This window comes from Microbacterium salsuginis, assembly GCF_012524205.1.
Classification (GTDB): Bacteria; Actinomycetota; Actinomycetes; order Actinomycetales; family Microbacteriaceae; genus Microbacterium; species Microbacterium salsuginis.
Genome location: NZ_JABACI010000002.1, coordinates 658,583 through 675,307 on the forward strand (window position 1 = coordinate 658,583; position 16,725 = coordinate 675,307).

General features: G+C 69.6%; 18 protein-coding genes. 8 read left to right on the top strand and 10 right to left on the bottom strand.

Features of this window, described 5'->3' with window-relative positions; translation table 11 throughout:
- Positions 1 to 153: 153 nt before the first annotated feature.
- From HF576_RS10035 to HF576_RS10050, 4 genes are all read right to left on the bottom strand, one after another.
- Positions 154 to 840 (bottom strand): hypothetical protein, encoded by a 687-nt coding sequence (locus HF576_RS10035; RefSeq protein ID WP_168912648.1) that lies wholly within the window; start codon positions 838 to 840, stop codon positions 154 to 156.
- Between the two features lie 71 nt (positions 841 to 911).
- Complete coding sequence (locus HF576_RS10040; RefSeq protein ID WP_168912649.1) at positions 912 to 2,249, bottom strand: COG1470 family protein; 1,338 nt, start codon at positions 2,247 to 2,249, stop codon at positions 912 to 914.
- A gap of 545 nt (positions 2,250 to 2,794) precedes the next feature.
- Positions 2,795 to 3,739, bottom strand: a complete 945-nt coding sequence (locus HF576_RS10045) for an alpha/beta fold hydrolase (RefSeq protein ID WP_168912650.1) — start codon at positions 3,737 to 3,739, stop codon at positions 2,795 to 2,797.
- A complete protein-coding gene (locus HF576_RS10050; RefSeq protein ID WP_168912651.1) occupies positions 3,736 to 4,179 on the bottom strand; it encodes a MarR family winged helix-turn-helix transcriptional regulator in 444 nt (147 codons plus the stop codon). Before HF576_RS10050 ends, HF576_RS10045 begins: the two co-directional genes overlap by 4 nt.
- 127 nt (positions 4,180 to 4,306) lie before the next feature.
- On the opposite strand from HF576_RS10050, the gene HF576_RS10055 reads away from it, so the two are divergent.
- The 6 genes from HF576_RS10055 to HF576_RS10080 all read left to right on the top strand — a co-directional run bounded on the left by HF576_RS10055 (position 4,307) and on the right by HF576_RS10080 (position 7,911).
- The gene (locus tag HF576_RS10055) at positions 4,307 to 4,651 is read left to right on the top strand and encodes an ArsR/SmtB family transcription factor (RefSeq protein WP_168912652.1); all 345 of its coding nucleotides are present in this window, start codon (positions 4,307 to 4,309) and stop codon (positions 4,649 to 4,651) included.
- Positions 4,648 to 5,103 carry an SRPBCC family protein gene (locus tag HF576_RS10060; RefSeq protein WP_168912653.1) on the top strand — a complete coding sequence of 152 codons (456 nt, stop codon included), beginning with the start codon at positions 4,648 to 4,650 and terminating at the stop codon, positions 5,101 to 5,103. Before HF576_RS10055 ends, HF576_RS10060 begins: the two co-directional genes overlap by 4 nt.
- Positions 5,103 to 5,588 carry a pyridoxamine 5'-phosphate oxidase family protein gene (locus tag HF576_RS10065; RefSeq protein ID WP_168912654.1) on the top strand — a complete coding sequence of 162 codons (486 nt, stop codon included), beginning with the start codon at positions 5,103 to 5,105 and terminating at the stop codon, positions 5,586 to 5,588. The genes HF576_RS10060 and HF576_RS10065 overlap by 1 nt, the downstream gene beginning before the upstream one ends.
- A gap of 55 nt (positions 5,589 to 5,643) precedes the next feature.
- Positions 5,644 to 6,606 (top strand): quinone oxidoreductase family protein, encoded by a 963-nt coding sequence (locus tag HF576_RS10070; protein ID WP_240948803.1) that lies wholly within the window; start codon positions 5,644 to 5,646, stop codon positions 6,604 to 6,606.
- A 102-nt stretch (positions 6,607 to 6,708) separates the two neighbouring features.
- Positions 6,709 to 7,188: a hypothetical protein gene (locus HF576_RS10075; protein ID WP_168912655.1), complete on the top strand. Its 480-nt coding sequence runs from the start codon at positions 6,709 to 6,711 to the stop codon at positions 7,186 to 7,188.
- Between the two features lie 81 nt (positions 7,189 to 7,269).
- Positions 7,270 to 7,911, top strand: a complete 642-nt coding sequence (locus HF576_RS10080) for a GNAT family N-acetyltransferase (RefSeq protein ID WP_168912656.1) — start codon at positions 7,270 to 7,272, stop codon at positions 7,909 to 7,911.
- Here HF576_RS10080 and HF576_RS10085 read toward each other — a convergent pair.
- A complete protein-coding gene (locus HF576_RS10085) occupies positions 7,897 to 8,517 on the bottom strand; it encodes a hypothetical protein (RefSeq protein ID WP_168912657.1) in 621 nt (206 codons plus the stop codon). The two genes, HF576_RS10080 and HF576_RS10085, sit on opposite strands and share 15 nt — an antisense overlap.
- 512 nt (positions 8,518 to 9,029) lie before the next feature.
- Between HF576_RS10085 and HF576_RS10090 the strand changes: the two genes are divergently transcribed.
- A complete protein-coding gene (locus HF576_RS10090) occupies positions 9,030 to 9,767 on the top strand; it encodes an SDR family NAD(P)-dependent oxidoreductase (protein ID WP_168912658.1) in 738 nt (245 codons plus the stop codon).
- A 46-nt stretch (positions 9,768 to 9,813) separates the two neighbouring features.
- Here the strand turns inward: HF576_RS10090 and HF576_RS10095 are convergent, their stop codons facing one another.
- The gene (locus HF576_RS10095) at positions 9,814 to 10,743 is read right to left on the bottom strand and encodes an alpha/beta fold hydrolase (RefSeq protein ID WP_168912659.1); all 930 of its coding nucleotides are present in this window, start codon (positions 10,741 to 10,743) and stop codon (positions 9,814 to 9,816) included.
- A gap of 14 nt (positions 10,744 to 10,757) precedes the next feature.
- A complete protein-coding gene (locus HF576_RS10100) occupies positions 10,758 to 11,708 on the bottom strand; it encodes an alpha/beta hydrolase (protein WP_168912660.1) in 951 nt (316 codons plus the stop codon).
- Between the two features lie 181 nt (positions 11,709 to 11,889).
- Between HF576_RS10100 and HF576_RS10105 the strand changes: the two genes are divergently transcribed.
- Positions 11,890 to 12,666: an alpha/beta fold hydrolase gene (locus HF576_RS10105; protein ID WP_168912661.1), complete on the top strand. Its 777-nt coding sequence runs from the start codon at positions 11,890 to 11,892 to the stop codon at positions 12,664 to 12,666.
- A gap of 20 nt (positions 12,667 to 12,686) precedes the next feature.
- On the opposite strand, the gene HF576_RS10110 is transcribed toward HF576_RS10105, so the two are convergent.
- Genes HF576_RS10110 through gabT form a run of 3 tightly spaced genes read right to left on the bottom strand, consistent with a single transcriptional unit; the run spans position 12,687 to position 16,644 of the window.
- Positions 12,687 to 14,135 carry an aldehyde dehydrogenase family protein gene (locus HF576_RS10110; protein ID WP_168912662.1) on the bottom strand — a complete coding sequence of 483 codons (1,449 nt, stop codon included), beginning with the start codon at positions 14,133 to 14,135 and terminating at the stop codon, positions 12,687 to 12,689.
- Positions 14,132 to 15,313: an acyl-CoA dehydrogenase family protein gene (locus HF576_RS10115; protein ID WP_168912663.1), complete on the bottom strand. Its 1,182-nt coding sequence runs from the start codon at positions 15,311 to 15,313 to the stop codon at positions 14,132 to 14,134. The genes HF576_RS10110 and HF576_RS10115 overlap by 4 nt, the downstream gene beginning before the upstream one ends.
- Positions 15,310 to 16,644 (bottom strand): 4-aminobutyrate--2-oxoglutarate transaminase, encoded by a 1,335-nt coding sequence (gabT, locus tag HF576_RS10120; protein ID WP_168912664.1) that lies wholly within the window; start codon positions 16,642 to 16,644, stop codon positions 15,310 to 15,312. The genes HF576_RS10115 and gabT overlap by 4 nt, the downstream gene beginning before the upstream one ends.
- Positions 16,645 to 16,725 lie beyond the last annotated feature (81 nt).

Consider the following 16,725-nt stretch of genomic DNA (forward strand, 5'->3'; position numbering starts at 1 on the left):
TCACATCGGAAATGGGCAAGAGGATGCTCCGATCTGGCATGGGGAAGATGCGCGAGAGCGCTCCCGAGAAACCTCCCGAAGCGGCATGACCTGATGTCGGCGCAGAGGTGAACGCCCGCTGTCCGGCCTGTGGCGTCGCCATGACCACACCTGTCACGCGGGCAGATGAAGGACGATGCCCGATTCGCCCGACATCACGGTCGCCAGACCGACCGATACCGCGTCGGCGGCACGCGCGGTGGTGACCGCGGCGTGGTCCAGCTCGCCGTCGGCGGGGGCTCCCGAACCGCGCGATGTCGCGCCCTCCCAGACCACCGCGGCGACGTTGGAGGTGGGCTCTGCGACCTGCGCTCCCAGCAGGAGGAAATCCTGATCCAGCCATTGCGACGAGTTGTACGCGAACACATCCACGACCCCTGCGCCCAGACCGACCACGATGTGCGGTTCGACCGCAAGCGCCCGGGTGAACGCCGCATCGATGGATGCCGCATCCCCCGTCGCGGCGAACTCCTCGACGACGAGTCCGTTCACCTCCGCGAAGCCGTGGAGGGCCTCCTGCAGCGCGCGACTCGTGGCACCGTCGTCGGGAACGACGACGGCGACCCGCACGCCCCGTACGTCGCCGGTGTGACCGGGCACCACCGCTTCGACGGTGCGCCCCGGCGCCGGGTGGGAGAGGCCGGCACTGCCGGTTGCGGAACTCGGCGGAACGGGTGATGGAGTGCGCTCGGCTGCCGAGATGGCCGGGTCTGGTGGGGCACACGCCGCGAGCGTCACAGCGAGCATGCCGGCTGCCGCGATGGACGCCATCCGTCGTCGTACCGAGAGAGCCGAGGTCACGCGCGCTAGTGAACACTCCTCTCGGGCGGCCCGGGTAACCCGCCGGTGTCGCGCTGGTGAACCCGGCGCTCCTACCGGGAACGCAATTCGGGTTGGGGAGCCCGGCGCCGCCGCCCCGAGTAGATCACTGCGCCCGTCGCCACAGCAGCGGCGCCGACCCACAGCCAGGCGCTCATGTCGGGAGCGCCCGTCGTCGCAAGATCCTCGCCTCCGATGGCCGGCGCCGGGCTTGCGGGCGAGGTCGCGCCGGGGGTGGTCCTCGGCGCGATCTCGACGCGGATCTCCACCGGATCGTCTTCCGGGGTCGCCGCCATCGCGGGCGGTCCCGCGAGGAGCAACGCGATCGCGACCCCGGCGGATCCGGCCATCCGCCGGAGCGCCGGCTGCCGGTCTCCGGCCGACTCGGCGAGGGCGTCGCGTCGGGCCTGGGCAACGAGTTCCGCGACCTTGCGGTCGCGGCGGCGGCGGTCCCGCCACAGCAGCCAGAGAAGCAGCACCGCGACGGCGATCGACACCAGCTGCGGCCACGGGATCGCGACGACGAGCGCATGCGCCGAGGCGGGCTCGATCCCGCGCGCGGGGAGTTCTTCGCTGACAGGCTCCGCCGCAGCCGTCACGTCAGCGGAGTAGACGAACAGCGGCCACACCGACGGGAACGAGATCGTGGCCGAGCGGGACTCACCCGGCGCGATCTCGACGATCTCCTCGCCGGTCGCGGTGTAGGAGACCCACCCGAACAACGTGCTGACCTCCACCTGCGGGAGGATCGACAAGCGCGTGTTCCCGGTGTTCTCGACCGAGTAGTCCACATCGATCCGTCCGGCCTCGAACGGATTCAGCGACCCGGTGTACTCGCCGGCGGCTGTCGCAGCCGCGGCCGGCGCGAGTTCGCCGGTCACTCGCGTCATCACGCGGAAGCCGACACGTGACTCGATGCCCACCTCCTCGGTGCCACCCGAGCGAATGGCCGCGGCGACGCCGGCGGGGTGATCGCCTGGGGTCGCGTTGCCGGGAACGGTGATCGTGAACGGCACGATCACGTCGGCTCCCGCCGGGACCTCTACGTCGTCCTGGATCTCGATCCACGTCCCCGCGTCGACGGACTCCCTGTCGGCAGTCAGCATGTTGAACCGACCGGTCTCGGTGAAGTACCCGTCCGCCGCCGTGAGCGAGAACGTCACGGGCGATGCGCTGAGATTCCGGACGAGCAGGTGCTCCTGGACTGTCTCGCCCGCGTCGAGTTCGAGTTCGACCCACGAGCGACCGTCTTCCCCGACGCCGTCGCTCGGTCGCACCATCCAGGTGATCGCATCGTCTTCTTGTTCTGCAGCGGCAACCGGGGTCGGCGTCGCCGCGATCCCCAAGAATGCCAGTACGACACCGAGAAGTGTGCTGAGAGAGCGGGTCATCAGGGCCTTCGGGAAATGGGAGTGCTCGATCTTGCCGATCCCCTCCGGATTCAGACGATCGTCGCCGAGGATTTGGGCTCGTCGATGATCGCACGCTCGCTACCGCCGGCCGTTCAGGGCTCCGGGCGCCCGAACGACTCGACGCGAGGGTCGCCCCTGGGGAGGAGGAAGCTGCGTACGGAGGTCCGACCTTTGCCGAAGGCCGCAAAATCAACGATCGGGGCGCCATGGACCACAGGAGGAAGGCGCGTCCGAATCCGAACGTCAACAGCCGCTGTTCACCGGCGAGACTTCAATTCTTCTTTCAATGGACGCCGACCGCGGGCGGGAGGAACGCCTGAATCCGGGGTGGATGCAGCGCGAGTCTCGCCCGGATCCGAAGAGCGCAGTGCGTGACGGCATCTCCGGTCCGCACTCAGGCGGAGTAAGGTCGCGCCATGAAGCGAATCTGGCCGTACCTCGTGCCAGGCGTGATCCTGGCGCTGGTCGGCATTGTGTGGACCCTGCAGGGATTCAACGTGCTCGGCGGGTCGGCGATGAGCGGCTCACCGCTGTGGGCGACGATCGGGCCGATCGTGCTCGCGGTCGGCGTGGTGTTGATCGTGATTGCGATCGTCATCGCGCGCCGCCGAAAGGCCGGCTGACCCGGCGAGCGGCGGCACCGTCCGCACGAGGAACGCCCTCGTCCGGTCCACGACAGCAGGCGCGGGCTCCGCCTCCGGGCCGAAGTGGTCCAAACCCGGCAGCACCGCCATCTCGCCGGCCGGAAGAATCCCCGCGAGCACCTCGAGCTCCTCGGCTGTCCCCGCCACCGATCGGCCCCCGCTCAGGATCAGCACGTCCGCACGCACGGCTTGAAAATCCTCGACGCGCCCCGCCTGTTCGGCGATCACCCGATGCTCGGCAAGATTCGCCCCCAGCAACGGGCGCATCCGCCGCCAGGACTCCCCGCGGAAGCCCACCCTCAGCGCCAGGCGCAGGTACCAGTACGGCAGCTTCGCCAGGATCGGCGGCGCTCCCCCGGCTCCGCGGAGGAAGTGCACGAAGGCACCGTGAGGATCGCCGGCGGCCAGGCGCTGCTCATACGGCTCGAACCACCCGGTCGCGACAGGCGCCACCGGAACACCGGGCTCATAGACCACGAGGCGATCGAAGCGGTCAGTCACCCTCGCGGCTTCGAGCAGCACGAGACCGCCGAAGCTGTGCCCGAAAGCGAGCCGGGCACCGGTCGCCTGCTGCACCGCAAGGAGATCCTCGAGCTCGCGAGCGAGACTGTAGTCCGAACCCTGCGGACCGCTCCGGCCACGCCCTCGCCGGTCGATCACGTGCACCCGGAACTCGCTGGCCAGAGCCGCGGCCAGCCCGAGATAGTCCTCCGCGCTGCGCAGGGAACCGCCGACCAGCAGAACGTCCGGGCCGGCGCCGAGCGTCCGGTATCCGATCTCCGTCCCGTCGACGGACCGCACGGTGCTGTCGATGCCCTCGCTCACGTCGTGCTCTCCTCTCGCGCCTGCACCTGCTCGAGCGTCCCGAGCAACCGCGCCGTCTGCTCGGCGTACTCGTCGAGCCCGACGCCGCTCGCCTTCACCAGCTCGGCGAACCGCTCCTCCAGCCGGCTCTGCACCGAGGCGACGAGTGTCGAGCCCGCTTCGGTGAGGCTCAGCCGGCGGCCGCGCTCCCCCGCGGCGCTGCGCTGCACGTCGAGCAGCCCGTCCGCGGCGAGCACTCCGACCATGCGACTCACCGACGGCTCAGTCACACCCAGCGCGTCGGCCAGCGCGCGCTGCGTGGAGACGTCGAGCTCGCCCACCATCGTCAGCGCGAGAAACCGGTTGTACGACACCCCATGCTCGGCCTGCAGCATGCGGTCCGCAGCGCGATCCAGTCGTGCGGTCAGCACATGCAGGATGAAGCTCAGTCCGCGAGTCATAGTGGCTAACTTAGCATGCTAAGTCTCCGGAGCAATCAACCGCGGAACCAGCACGAACAACCGCGGGCTTGACACACTCGCACCGATCGACCTAATGTAAGCAAGTCCTTACGTAAGGAAGTGCTTAATGGCAGCGACAGACCGACTCAGCGTCGTGTTCAGTGCGCTCGCGGATCCCACCCGCCGAGACATCCTGACCCGACTGTCAACCGGGCCCGTCACGGTCGGCACCCTCGCGGCGAACTACACCATCAGCCGTCCGGCCATCTCGCAGCACCTCGGGGTGCTCGAGAGTGCCGGGCTCGTGGCCCGCACGGTGAACGCGCAGTGGCGCGAGGTGGCCTTGAAAGACGACGGCCTCGACGATGCCTCGGAGTGGATCGCGAAACAGCGCGCCCACTGGACAGAGAACTTCGATCTCCTGGAAGAGCGACTCCGTGAACGACGAACAACGAAGGGATCAGAATCATGACCGACACTGCACGCAGCTTCACCCTCGTCCGCGTCTTCGACGCCACCCCGCAGGAGCTCTGGGACGCGTGGACGAATCCTGACGAGGCTGCTCACTGGTGGCATCCGCGGGGCGTCTCCACACCCCGTGAATCGGTGGCCATCGACGCCCGCGTCGGCGGCCGGTACGCGTACACGATGATCGACGACGAGACCGGCGAGTCCTACCCGACCGGCGGCGTCTACCTCGAGGTCGACCCGTTCGAGCGCCTCGCCTTCACCTGGGGCAGCCCGGATGCCGACCCTGAGACGGCGCCGAAGATCACGGTGTCCCTCGACCCGGATGGCGAGCGCACCCGAATGACCTTCGTGCTCACCGCCGAAGGCTCGATCGACAGCGACACCCGAGACGGCTGGGAGAGCGCGCTCGACGTGCTCGGCGATCACCTCCAGCGCTCTGGAACGAGGAGCTGATGCTCGAGAGCGACGTCTTCCGGCTGCTCAACGAGGACCCCACCGCCCGCGAGCTGCTGGAGTCGACGATCCCCGCGCGGCTCGCCTACATCGCGGTCGACGGCACACCGCGCGTGATTCCGGTCGCCTACGTGTTCACCGGCGAAGCCTTCGTCCTCGGCTCGCCGGTGCGCGCGCCGAAGGTGGCAGCGCTCGGCGAGAACCCCGCGGTGGCGCTCACGATCGACGATGTCGAGCAGCCGCCCGCCTCGCTGCTGGTTCGAGGCATGGCGACAGTGACGATCGTCGAGGGTGCGGCTCCGGAGTACGTCGCGGCCAACCTGCGCAGGATGCCACGCGAGTACTGGGCGGAGTTCGAACGCGAGGCGGCGGAGATGTACGACCAGATGGCTCTCATCTCGATCCGGCCGACGTGGGCGAAGGTCTTCGACTTCAAGACGCGCATACCCGAAGCCATGGTCGAGCTGATGCAGGACCGGGGCTGACGAACACCACCCGTCGGGCATCAATCACGGCCGCATCGCGTTGCCGGTTGAGGTGATGACCATTGCGCAGATGAACGCCGTCGTCCTCGATCGCTTCGGCGGCCCCGAAGAGCTGTCGCTCCGCACGATCCCCAGGCCGGAGGTCGGCGAGGACGACGTGCTGATCCGCGTCGAGTACTCCGGGATCGGGTCGTGGGACGCGACCGAGCGAGAAGGCGACTACGCCGGCGCGTTCGGCGTGCCGTCGACCTTCCCTTATGTGCTCGGGTGGGATGCCGCGGGCACGGTCGCCGCCGTCGGCCGGGGCGTCGACCGGTTCGCGGTCGGCGATCGCGTCTATGCCGCGATCACCCCGGTCCCCCGTGGCGGGTCGTACGCCGAGTACGCCGTCGTCGAGGCGGAGCATGTCGCCCACCTGCCCGGGCGGATGCCGGCGGCACAGGCCGGCGCGCTGGCCTGGGACGCCTTGACCGCGCTGAGCGGCGTCGACCTGCTCGACCTGCAGCCCGGCGCGACGCTCATGGTGTTCGGCGCCAGCGGCGGCATCGGGCATCTGGCCGTCCAGATCGCGAAGCACCGCGGACTCCGCGTGCTCGCGGTCGCCTCCGGTGACGACGGCGTGGCGTTGACGCGACGCCTCGGCGCCGACGCGAGCGTCGACGGGCGTCGCGAAGATGTCGTGGCCGCAGCATCCGCCTTCGCTCCTGAAGGTCTCGACGCGGCACTCGTCACGGTGGGAGGCGCGACGACCGAGCAGGCGCTGAGTGCCGTGAAGGACTCGGGACGGATCGCCTGGCCCTACGGCGTCTACCCCGCGCTCTCGACTGCGCCCCGCGCGTCCGTCTCGAACTACAACGGCGACCGCAGCAGCGCGGCCACCGACCGGCTGAACGCCATCATCGAGGCGGGCGGCCTGCAGGTGCACGTCCACCGGATGTTCCCGCTCGACGAGGCCCGAGACGCACACCTCGCGCTCCGCGAGCACTACGTCGGAAAGCTCGCGCTCCGCATCGCGTAGCGCCCGGCGAGCGTTCGGGGGTCTGCCCTACTCCCCCGCGGGGGCACGCACCATGTTCGGCCCACCCAGCCAGGGCCATCGTGAGAGACGGAAAGGTGCCCCATGTCAATGATCGCCACGTCTTCGTCTCTCCCCACCACAACGCGGGTCCGCCCGCGCCGCATCACCGCCGCCTTCTGGCTCTGGATGTTCGCGCTCGCCGCGGGCGTCTTCGAGGCAGCCATCTCGGTGACGCAAGCGCTGTCTGCCGGTGAGCAGTTCGGCTCGCTGCTCGCGCCCATCGGGATCCGCCTGCTCGCCTTCATCGTGCTCGCAGTCCTGGCCCTCGCGCTTCGCGCCGGCCGAGGCTGGTCTCGCTACGCACTGCTCGTGCTCTTCACCGGACTCGGCACGTGGTCGCTCGTCGCCGACCCTCTGACCTACCTGCTCGACGGCGGCTCGGTCAGCGACGCACTCGCCGCCGCGACCGGCTGGGACGCCGCATTCCTCGTCTCGCGCGTCGTGCACATCCTCGCGGTCTGGACCGCGAGCGTGCTCATGTTCACCGCGCCGTCCTACTTCCGGCGCAACGCCGTCGCCTGAAACCCGCCTCTGCAGGAAACACGTGTGATTGCGGGATGCTGTGAGTGACGGCATCCCGCAATCACCGATCGGAGCAGACGGATGACGGAGGCAGCGGTGCGGGTCGAACGAGGCGACCGCCTCGGCGAGAGCTACCGGCGCCGCATCACCGAGGTCTACGTGCGCAGCTTCGCTGACGACTTCGTCGCGTTCTCGCGCGACACCGGCAAGCTCGCCGACGCGTTCGAGCACATGATGCTGCTCGAGCGGTTCTACGTCGCCCTGGTAGATGACGACCCCGCGGGTCTGGCGTCGCTGACCGAGGGAGATGAGATGCTCTTCGCGCCACGGTGGCGCGAGATCCGGCGTCACCTCGGGCTGGTGCGGGGGCTGCTCTGCCTCATCGTGATCCGCAGCTGGTTCATGGGCACATCGAAGGAGGCCCGGCCCGGCCGCGCCGAGATCGGGTTCGTCGCCACCGAGCCGGCCCATCAGGGCCGGGGCGTCGCGACGGCGTTGCTGAGCTTCTTGCTGGCCCAGCCCGGCTACGACGAGTTCGTGCTCGAAGACATCAAAGACACCAACGCGCCCGCCCTCGCCGTCTACCGCAAGTTCGGCTTCGAGATCTACAAGCGCCGCAAGGTCCGCTTCGCCCAGCGGGCCGGCTTCACCGAACTCGTGTCGATGCGGCTGGGCAGTGAATCCCTCGGCAACACCACGACGGCACCGTCACCGCGACTGTGAGGCATCCGTCGCTCCGGAGTTGACCGAAGCGATGCGGCGGCGCTCGTAGCGCAGCGTGGCGAGCAGCAGCACCAGACCGGCGGCGATGCCGAAGAGCGTCGCAGGCAGCGTCCGCAGGCCCAGCCCGATCGTCAGCACGAGAGTGACGAGAGCGCCGCCGACGACGGAGTTGACCGCTCCGACCATGCTCGCCATCGTGAACAGGAACGACGAGCGCGCGTAGCGCACGCCGAGCTCGCCGTTGGTGCGCGGGTCGTCTTGCGCGATGAGAGTCGGGCCGAGCGGATGCAGGCTCGCGAAATACGCGCGGATCCGAGCCATCCGGTGCCGGGCCGTGATGCTCTCGACGCTGGTGTCGACCAATCGCACGACGGTGAACCAGCCGAGCATGAAGATGGTGGGAAGCACCGTGAAAGTCATCACGGCCAGCAGCGATGGCGAGGATCCGGCGAACCCGAGCGCGACGAGCCCGCCCGACAGCGTCGCCAGATAGATGGTCGAGCGCGTCCCCGCTTCGCTGATCGTCGAGCTCGCGGCGGACTGCAGCACGAACAGCTCGGTGCCGAGCGCGCTGTGCAGCGCCCCGGTGTCACCCGGTTCGCTCATGAGTCCTCCTCTGGTCGGCACCACACGGTGCATCGGATCGGCAGCGGCCGACGGCATCCGTCCCCGCAGATATGACCGGATGCGGCTCGCGGTTGTGACGATCCGCGGTGGCGGCGCCTGCCAGCGGACGAACCTGTCCCGGCGATGGGCGTCGGGGCGCGGCATCCGGAATCGCCTTTCCTCCCGGCGGAGGATCGGTGGTTCCGCCCGGCGGAGGATCGGTGGTTCCGCCCGGCGGAGGATCACGCCCGGGGCGGAGGATCGGGCGCGCGTGCTCCGAGATTCGCGCGATTCTCCGCCCGGCGGAGCGCCGAAGCGAACTCCGGATGCTGTGCGCCGGGGTGTGCGCGCCTGAGAGGTCGTGGGCGTCCAGCCCCGCCTGCGCGTCGCCTTCCCCGCGCGCGCACGAGAGGCGTCACAGAAGCGGGCCCTCCGCGGTCATGGCTGTGGCGGCTTGCCACGCGCCGGCGAGCGCTCCGCGGCGCCGGCGATCGAACTGCTCGGAGGAACTGATGCACAACACTCTCAACGACCATGTCGCGCTGGTGACCGGGGCTTCATCGGGGATCGGGCGAGCCATCGCGCTGGCGCTCTCGCGGGCGGGCGCGAAGGTGGTCGTCGGCGCACGGCGGGCGGAGCGGCTCGACGCCCTCGTGGCCGAGGCGCCCGGCGAGATGCTGGCGGTCACCCTCGACGTCACCGATCCCGACTCGGCCACCGCGGCCGTCGCAGCGGCCGTCGAGCGGTTCGGTCGCCTGGACTCGCTGGTCAACAACGCGGGGCTGATGCTGGCGGGACCGGTCGTCGGCGCCGACATCACGGAATGGGTCCGGATGATCGAGACGAACCTGCTCGGCTCGATGTACGCGGCGCATGCGGCCCTGCCGCACCTGATCGAGTCGCGAGGAGCGATCGTCCAGGTCTCGTCGACGTCCGGGCGGATCGCATCCGCCGGCAACGCCGCATATGCCGCGAGCAAGTTCGGCATCAACGCGTTCTCGGAGGCGCTCCGTCAAGAGGTCACGGCGCGTGGCGTGCGCGTGACCGTGATCGAGCCCGGCTTCGTCGCGACCGAGCTCACCAGTCACATCACCGACCCGGTGATGCGGGAGATGGCGGCCGGCATCCAGCAGTCCATGCGGACGCTGACCGCCGACGACATCGCGAACGTGGTCGTCTTCGCGCTCGGCCAGCCCGACCATGTCGCCGTGAACCAGATCCTGGTGCGTCCCGCCGACCAGGTGCAGTGACACCAAGGGCGGCCGCGGGTCACTGAGACCCGCGGCCGTCCCTGTCTCACGGCGTTCCCGCGCCGTCGCCCGGCGGTTCGGCGACGTCGAAGATCGCCTCCGCGAATGCGTGCGGTGCTTCGGCCGGCAGGTGGTGCCCGGCGTGCGCGATCTGCCGGTGCTCGCGCGGCCCGGTGAACAGGTGCGCGTGCTGGCTGCCGTCGGTGGCGGGGAAGTTGCCGTCCGCCATGCCATCCAGCGTGATCGTCGGAACACGGATGCCGGGGGCCGCGGCGAGGCGCTGCTCCAGGCCGGCGTACCGGGGTGAGCCCGGGGCGAGCCCCAGCCGGTGGCGGTACGAGTGGATCACGACGTCGACGTAATCCGGATTGTCGAACGCGTGCGCGGCGCGGGCGAGGTCGTCCCCGGTGAAGGACCACTCCGGCGAGTTGCGCCGCCAGATCACCTCGGCGATCTCGCGCCGGTGCGACTCCAGCCCCCGCCGGCCCCGCTCGGTGGCGAAGTACCAGAAGTACCAGAAGCCGGCCTCGAGATCGGGCCGGATCGGGTTCTGCGCCGCCGCGATGTCTTGGATGAGGTATCCGTTCACCGAGACGAGCCCCGAGATCCGATCCGGCCACAGCGCCGCGACGACGCACGCCGCGCGACCGCCCCAGTCGTAGCCGGCCAGCACCGGCTCCTCCAGGTCGAGCGCGTCGAGGAACGCGAGCAGGTCCGCCCCGAGCGCCGCCTGCTGCCCCGACCGGTCCGCGTGCTCGTCGAGGAAGCGCGTCGGCCCGTGGCCGCGCAGATGGGGAACCAGCACACGGAACCCCGCCTCGACCAGGAGCGGGACGACGTCGGTATAGCTGTGGACGTCGTACGGAAAGCCGTGCAGCAGAACGACGGGCTCGTCCGACGGGCTGCCGAGGTCGTAGTAGCCGACCGACAGCTCACCGGCATCGACGCGACGCAGCGGCGGGTTGCTTGCGATCATCGGTGCGCCACCCGTCAGAGAGTGCCGAAGGCCTTGCGCAGCACGTGGACGGCCTGTTCGATCGCGGCCGTCGTCGCCGCGGACGTCGCCAGCGGGTTCAGCATCATGAAGTCGTGGATCGTGCCGTCGTACCGCACGAGGGTCGTGCGCACGCCCGCCTGGATGAGCTTGCGACCGTACTCCTCCCCCTCGTCGCGCAGCACGTCGTTCTCGTCGACGATCAGCAGCGTCTCGGGCAGTCCGGCGAGCTCCTCGATCGGCGCCTGCAGCGGGGAGGCCGTGACATCCTTGCGGGCGTGGAGGTCGGGCTGATAGCAGTCCCAGAACCACGCCATCGCGTCGGCGCGGAGGTGGAAGCCCTCCGCGAACTCGCGGTAGCTCGGCGTGTTCTGCCCCGCGTCGGTGACCGGGTAGAAGAGCGACTGATGGATGAACGACACGTCGCCGCGCTTCTTGGCGAGGATCGCGAGCACCGCCGCCATATTGCCGCCGACGGAGTCGCCCGCGACCGCGAGCCGCGACGCGTCGAGGCCCTTCGACTCGCCGTCGTTCATGATCCAGCGGGCGGTCGCGTACGCCTGCTCGATGGCGACGGGATGCTTCGCCTCGGGCGATCGGTCGTACTCGACGAACACGACGGCGGCGCCGGTTCCGGCGACGAGATCCCGCACGAGCCGGTCGTGCGTGCCGGCGTTGCCGAGCACCCAGCCGCCGCCGTGCACGTAGAGGATGGCGGGCAGCTGCCCCTCGGCGCCGACCGGCTTGACGATCCGCACGCGGACGTCGCCGACCTCGGCGGGAACCGTGATCCACTCGTCCTGGACGTCCGCCTTGTCGATCGGTGCGGCCTGGACCTCGTCCAGCAGCTTTCGTGCACCTTCGACGCCGAGGTCGGCGAGGAAGGGGGGCCGGGATGTCGCATCGGCGAAGGCCTGGGCATCCGGCTCGAGAATGTGGTCGATCATGGCGATTCCTTTCGAGGGGTCTGGCGGCGATGGGCGAGGCCGGCCATGGCGGCCGGATTGTGCCTGTGCCAGAGATGACCGGTCAGCAACGCCGGCTGTGACGGAAGAGACGGAGATCGCGCCCGGATCGGCATCCGGATCGCCCTTGTCGATGTCTGAGGGCCGTGGTTGTGTGGCGGTCATGAGCACCGTGACCTCGGCAGACCGAACCTCGATCGCGTACGAGCAGACGGGCGACGGACCTGCCGTCGTCATCGTGGGCGGCGCGCTGTCGCTCGGCAAAGACGCAGCGGGACTGGCGTCCGCATTGGCGGATGCGGGATTCCGCGCGATCTCGTGGGACCGGCGTGCGCGGGGGGCAAGCGGTGACGCGCGCGGCTCGACGCCCGAGCGCGAGGTCGAGGATCTCGCGGCGGTGATCGAGGCGGCCGGTGGCGACGCGGCCGTGCTCGGGCATTCGTCGGGAGCGGTGCTCGCGCTCTACGCCGCGTCGCGGGGCGTTCCCGTCAAGGCCTTGTTCCTGTCGGAGCCGCCGCTGCGCTTCGGCCTCGACGAGCCGCCGGCCGACCTCGCCGAGCGCCTGCAGCGCTTGGTCGACGAGGGACGATCCGACGAGGCCGTCGTCACCTTCCAGCTCGAGAACATCGGACTGCGAAAAGAGATGGTCGAGGGCATGCGTGCCAGTGACGAGTTCGAGGCGCTCGTGCCCCTCGGGCAGTCGACCGTCTACGACACCGCGCTCGTGGCGCAGGTGTCGACGCCGACGCCCGAGATGCTCGCGGTGTCGCAGCCGGTGACGATCCTGCGCGGCGAGCAGACCTTCCCCATGCTCATCGCCGCGGCCGATCGGCTGGCCGACGAGATGGCGAGCGCCCAGCTGGTCGTCGTGCCCGAGTCGGTCATGCACCGCCCCGACCCCGTCGCCACGGCTCGAGTCGTGCGCGAACGACTGGGCTGAGCCGGGACGTAACCGTGCGACTAACCCTTCAGATAGACCGTCGCGGTCTCGGTGTAGAAGTCCCGCGCCACGGCACCCTGCTCCTTCGGCCCGAGGCCGCTGCCCCGGTTCCCCCCGAAGGGCACGTGCAGGTCAGCACCCGCCGAAGCGGAGTTGATGTGCACGACACCGACGCGGATGTCGTCGATCGCCGAGAGTGCGCGGCCGAGATCCGTCGTGAACACCGCCGTCGACAATCCGTACTCGCTGTCGTTCACGAGAGCGAACCCCTCGGCCGCTGAGGGGGCGCGTCGCACCCCCACCACCGGGCCGAACAGCTCCTCTCGCCACAGCTCTCCCGGGTCGTCGTGCGACAGCTCGAAGATCGACGGCGGGATGAAGTAGCCGTCGGCCAGAGGTCCCTCGCGGTACAGGTCAGGCGCGACGACTGGACGAGCGTAGGCATGGGCCTGGCCGATGGCCGCCGCGACGCGATCTCGCGCTGTGCCGTCCACGACAGGGCCGACCTCCACCCCATCGGCGAGGGCGTCGCCGACGACCATCGCGCGCGTGCGCTCAGCGAGCCGCGCGAGGAACTCGTCCGCGACGGCGTCATCGACGACGACGCGCGAGGTGGCCGTGCACTTCTGGCCCGCGGCACGGAACGCTCCGATCGCGACCTGCTCGACGGCCAGATCCAGTTGCGCGTCGGCGAGCACGAGCGAGGCGTTCTTTCCCCCCAGCTCACCCTGGAACGGGATGCCGCGCGCCGCGAGCTGCGCCGCGATCGCGCGGCCGACACGCGTCGAGCCGGTGAAGGTCACGGCATCGACGTCAGGGTGCGCGACGATCGCCTCGCCCACTGCGGCCGTGCCGTTGACGAGATTGAGCACCCCACGGGGAAGCCCGGCCCGCTCGAGCGCCTCTGCGAAGCGAACGGCCAGAAGCGGCACGGTCGTGGCGGGCTTCCAGACGATGGTGTTGCCCCACACGAGTGCCGGAGCGAGCTTCCACGCCGGAATCGAGATGGGGAAGTTGAAGGGAGTGATCGCGCCGATCACGCCGACCGGACGTCGGACGACGAGGATCCGCTCACCCGGGGTCGGCGACTCGTACACCTCTCCCGACGCACGCTCGGCCTCCTGGGCGTGGTAGCGCAGGATGTTCGCGGCGTGTGCGACCTCTGCGGTCCCCTCGAGCAGCGTCTTGCCCTCTTCGCGTGCGAGTTCGCGGCCCCATTCCTCCCGGTGCGCGGCGATGACGTCCGCGGCACGGAGTAGAACGCCGGCGCGTTCGCGGGCGGGGGTTCGACGCCAGCCGTCGAAGGCCGCGCGCGCAGCACGGAAGGCGCGATCCACGTCCGCCGATGAGGCCCCGCGACCTTCAGCCACGATGTCGGACGGCCGGCTGGGGTTGACGTCCGTCAGCAGATCACCTTCGCCCTCGATCCACTCTCCGTCGATGAGATGACGCAATGGCGTGACGGTCATGCTGCTCCTTCTGCCGACGGCCGGAAGGCCGGGATGCCGGTGATGTGGGCGCCGAGCACGAGCGTGTGCACCTCGTCGGTCCCTTCGTAGGTGCGGACGGACTCGAGGTTCGCCGCGTGGCGCATCGGCGAGTACTCCGCCGCCACGCCATTGCCACCGAGGATCGTGCGGGACTCGCGGGCGATCGCGATCGCCGCCCGCGTGTTCGAGAGCTTCGCCACTGAGATCTGGTGCGGCTGCAGCTTGCCGGCATCCTTCAGCCGTCCCAGCCGGAGGGCGACCAGCTGCGCCTTCTCGATCTCGATCGCCATGTCGACGAGCTTCTGCTGCGTGAGCTGAAAGCCCGCGATCGGAGTGTTGAACTGCACGCGCGAGAGCGAATAGCGCAGCGCCGTCTCGTAACTGTCGCGCGCGGCGCCGATGACGCCCCATCCGATGCCGTAGCGCGCCTCGTTGAGGCACGAGAACGGCCCGCGCAGACCGCGCGCTTCTGGCAGTTGTGCGTCAGCCGGCACGCGTACGTCCGTCAATGTGATGTCGCATTGGATCGACGCCCGCATCGACATCTTGGGCGCGATCGGCGTCGCCACGAATCCGGCGGTCTCGGTCGGGACGATGAACCCACGAACCCCATCGTCGGTCTGGGCCCAGACGATGGCGATGTGGGCGATCGAGGCGAGGCCGATCCAGCGCTTGGCCCCGTTGATGACCCACGTGTCGCCTTCGCGGCGGGCGAACGTGGTCATGCTCGACGGGTCCGATCCAGACTGCGGCTCGGTGAGCCCGAAGCATCCGATGACCTCGCCGCGCGCCATACGAGGCAGCCAGTGCTGCTTCTGCTCCTCGCTGCCGTGCTTGTGGATCGCGCTCATCGCGAGGGAGCCCTGCACTGAGACGAACGTGCGCAGCCCGGAGTCTCCGGCTTCGAGTTCCATCGCGGCCAGGCCGTACTCGACGGCGCTGCGGGCGGGGCATCCGTAGCCGGTGAGGTGCATGCCGAGCACGCCGAGCTCCGCCAGCTCCGGGATCAGAGCAACCGGGAACTCGGCGCGGTCGTACCAGTCGGCGATGTCGGGACGAACGCGCGCGTCGACGAAGGCGCGCACGCGGTCCCGCACCGCCCGCTCATCGTCCGTGAGCAGTTCGTCGAAATCCAGCAGGTCGGGCACGCCGGTCATGCCGCCGCCTCCCCCGCGTCCGACGCGGTCGCCCGAATGGCGCCGGTGAGGATCTCGAGCCCGCGTTCGAGCACGGCGAAGTCGATCACGAGAGGCGGGAGCAGCCGAATGACGTTGCCGTACGTGCCGCACGTCAGCGTCAGCAGTCCGGCCGCGTGACACGCGACGGAGATGCGCTGTGCCAGGTCGGCGCGCGGGGCGAGGTCTGCCGCATCGGCGAATTCGACGGCCATCATCGCGCCGCGTCCGCGCACGTCGGCCACCACGTCGAACTCGAGCTGAAGCGGCTCGAGGCTGCGCCGGATGATCGTCTCGACCTGCCGTACCCGCGGCAGCAGAGCCGGATCCTCGAGCACCTCGAACACAGCCAGGGCCGCCTCGCAGGCCAGTGGATTGCCGGCATATGTGCCGCCCAGGCCCCCCGGGTGCGCGGCATCCATGATCTCGGTCCGTCCGGTCACTGCGCTGATCGGAAGGCCCGCACCGAGCGCCTTCGCGGTCAGGGTGATGTCCCCGACGACCCCCTCTTGCTCGCTCGCGAACATGGCGCCGGTGCGCCCGAGCCCGGACTGGATCTCATCGATGACCAGGACGATCCCGTGCTCGTCGGCGATGCGGCGCAAACCGGCGAGGAAGCCCGGCTCGGGAACGACGAAGCCGCCCTCGCCCTGAATGGGCTCCACCACGAGCGCGGCGAAGGCGTCTGGCCCGTTGTCGGCCACGACCCTCTCGAGTTCGACCAGAGCCGCGTCGACACCCACCCCCCGCAGCGGATTGGCGTTGGGAACGCGCACCACCTCGGGGGCGAAGGGGCCGAACGAGGTCTTGTACGGGTGCACCTTGGCGGTCATGCTCATCGTCAGCAGCGACCGGCCGTGGTACGCCTCGTCCACCACGAGCACGCCCGCTCGGCCGGTGTAGGAACGCGCGATCTTGACGGCATTCTCGACCGCTTCGGCACCCGTGCTGAACAATGCCGTGCGCTTGTCGAAGTCGCCGGGCACGTGCGCGTTGAGCCACTCCGCGACACGCACGAACGACTCGTACTCCGTCACCATGAAACACGTGTGGGTGAAGCGGTCGAGCTGGGCGGAGACCCGTTCGCGTACGCGTCGGTTGGATGCGCCGACGCTCGTCACTGCGATGCCCGAGGCGAAGTCGATGAGCAGATTGCCGTCGACGTCTTCCAGCGCGGAGTCGGTGGCGCGCTCCACGAAGACCGGCAGAGTGACGCCGAATCCGTGCGGGACGGCGGCGGAGCGCTGGGCGTGCAGCTCGCGCGAGCGAGGTCCCGGGATCTCGGTCACGAGGCGAGGAAGGTCAACGGTCATGCAGGCGACGATACAAATCGGAACACCGACGTCTGATAGTCGATCTGCACTCTGTGAACGCAAAGAGTGTGCATCCTGCAC

Excerpts from the sequence above, each read along its gene's own strand:
- HF576_RS10100 (WP_168912660.1), bottom strand. The coding sequence starts at position 11,708 with ATGATCGACCACATTCTCGAGCCGGATGCCCAGGCCTTCGCCGATGCG.
- HF576_RS10090 (WP_168912658.1), top strand. The coding sequence starts at position 9,030 with ATGCACAACACTCTCAACGACCATGTCGCGCTGGTGACCGGGGCTTCA.
- HF576_RS10085 (WP_168912657.1), bottom strand. The coding sequence starts at position 8,517 with ATGAGCGAACCGGGTGACACCGGGGCGCTGCACAGCGCGCTCGGCACC.
- HF576_RS10065 (WP_168912654.1), top strand. The coding sequence starts at position 5,103 with ATGCTCGAGAGCGACGTCTTCCGGCTGCTCAACGAGGACCCCACCGCC.
- HF576_RS10055 (WP_168912652.1), top strand. The coding sequence starts at position 4,307 with ATGGCAGCGACAGACCGACTCAGCGTCGTGTTCAGTGCGCTCGCGGAT.
- HF576_RS10040 (WP_168912649.1), bottom strand. The coding sequence starts at position 2,249 with ATGACCCGCTCTCTCAGCACACTTCTCGGTGTCGTACTGGCATTCTTG.
- HF576_RS10080 (WP_168912656.1), top strand. The coding sequence starts at position 7,270 with ATGACGGAGGCAGCGGTGCGGGTCGAACGAGGCGACCGCCTCGGCGAG.
- HF576_RS10115 (WP_168912663.1), bottom strand. The coding sequence starts at position 15,313 with ATGACCGGCGTGCCCGACCTGCTGGATTTCGACGAACTGCTCACGGAC.
- HF576_RS10095 (WP_168912659.1), bottom strand. The coding sequence starts at position 10,743 with ATGATCGCAAGCAACCCGCCGCTGCGTCGCGTCGATGCCGGTGAGCTG.
- HF576_RS10075 (WP_168912655.1), top strand. The coding sequence starts at position 6,709 with ATGTCAATGATCGCCACGTCTTCGTCTCTCCCCACCACAACGCGGGTC.
- HF576_RS10050 (WP_168912651.1), bottom strand. The coding sequence starts at position 4,179 with ATGACTCGCGGACTGAGCTTCATCCTGCATGTGCTGACCGCACGACTG.
- gabT (WP_168912664.1), bottom strand. The coding sequence starts at position 16,644 with ATGACCGTTGACCTTCCTCGCCTCGTGACCGAGATCCCGGGACCTCGC.
- HF576_RS10070 (WP_240948803.1), top strand. The coding sequence starts at position 5,644 with ATGACCATTGCGCAGATGAACGCCGTCGTCCTCGATCGCTTCGGCGGC.
- HF576_RS10105 (WP_168912661.1), top strand. The coding sequence starts at position 11,890 with ATGAGCACCGTGACCTCGGCAGACCGAACCTCGATCGCGTACGAGCAG.
- HF576_RS10110 (WP_168912662.1), bottom strand. The coding sequence starts at position 14,135 with ATGACCGTCACGCCATTGCGTCATCTCATCGACGGAGAGTGGATCGAG.
- HF576_RS10060 (WP_168912653.1), top strand. The coding sequence starts at position 4,648 with ATGACCGACACTGCACGCAGCTTCACCCTCGTCCGCGTCTTCGACGCC.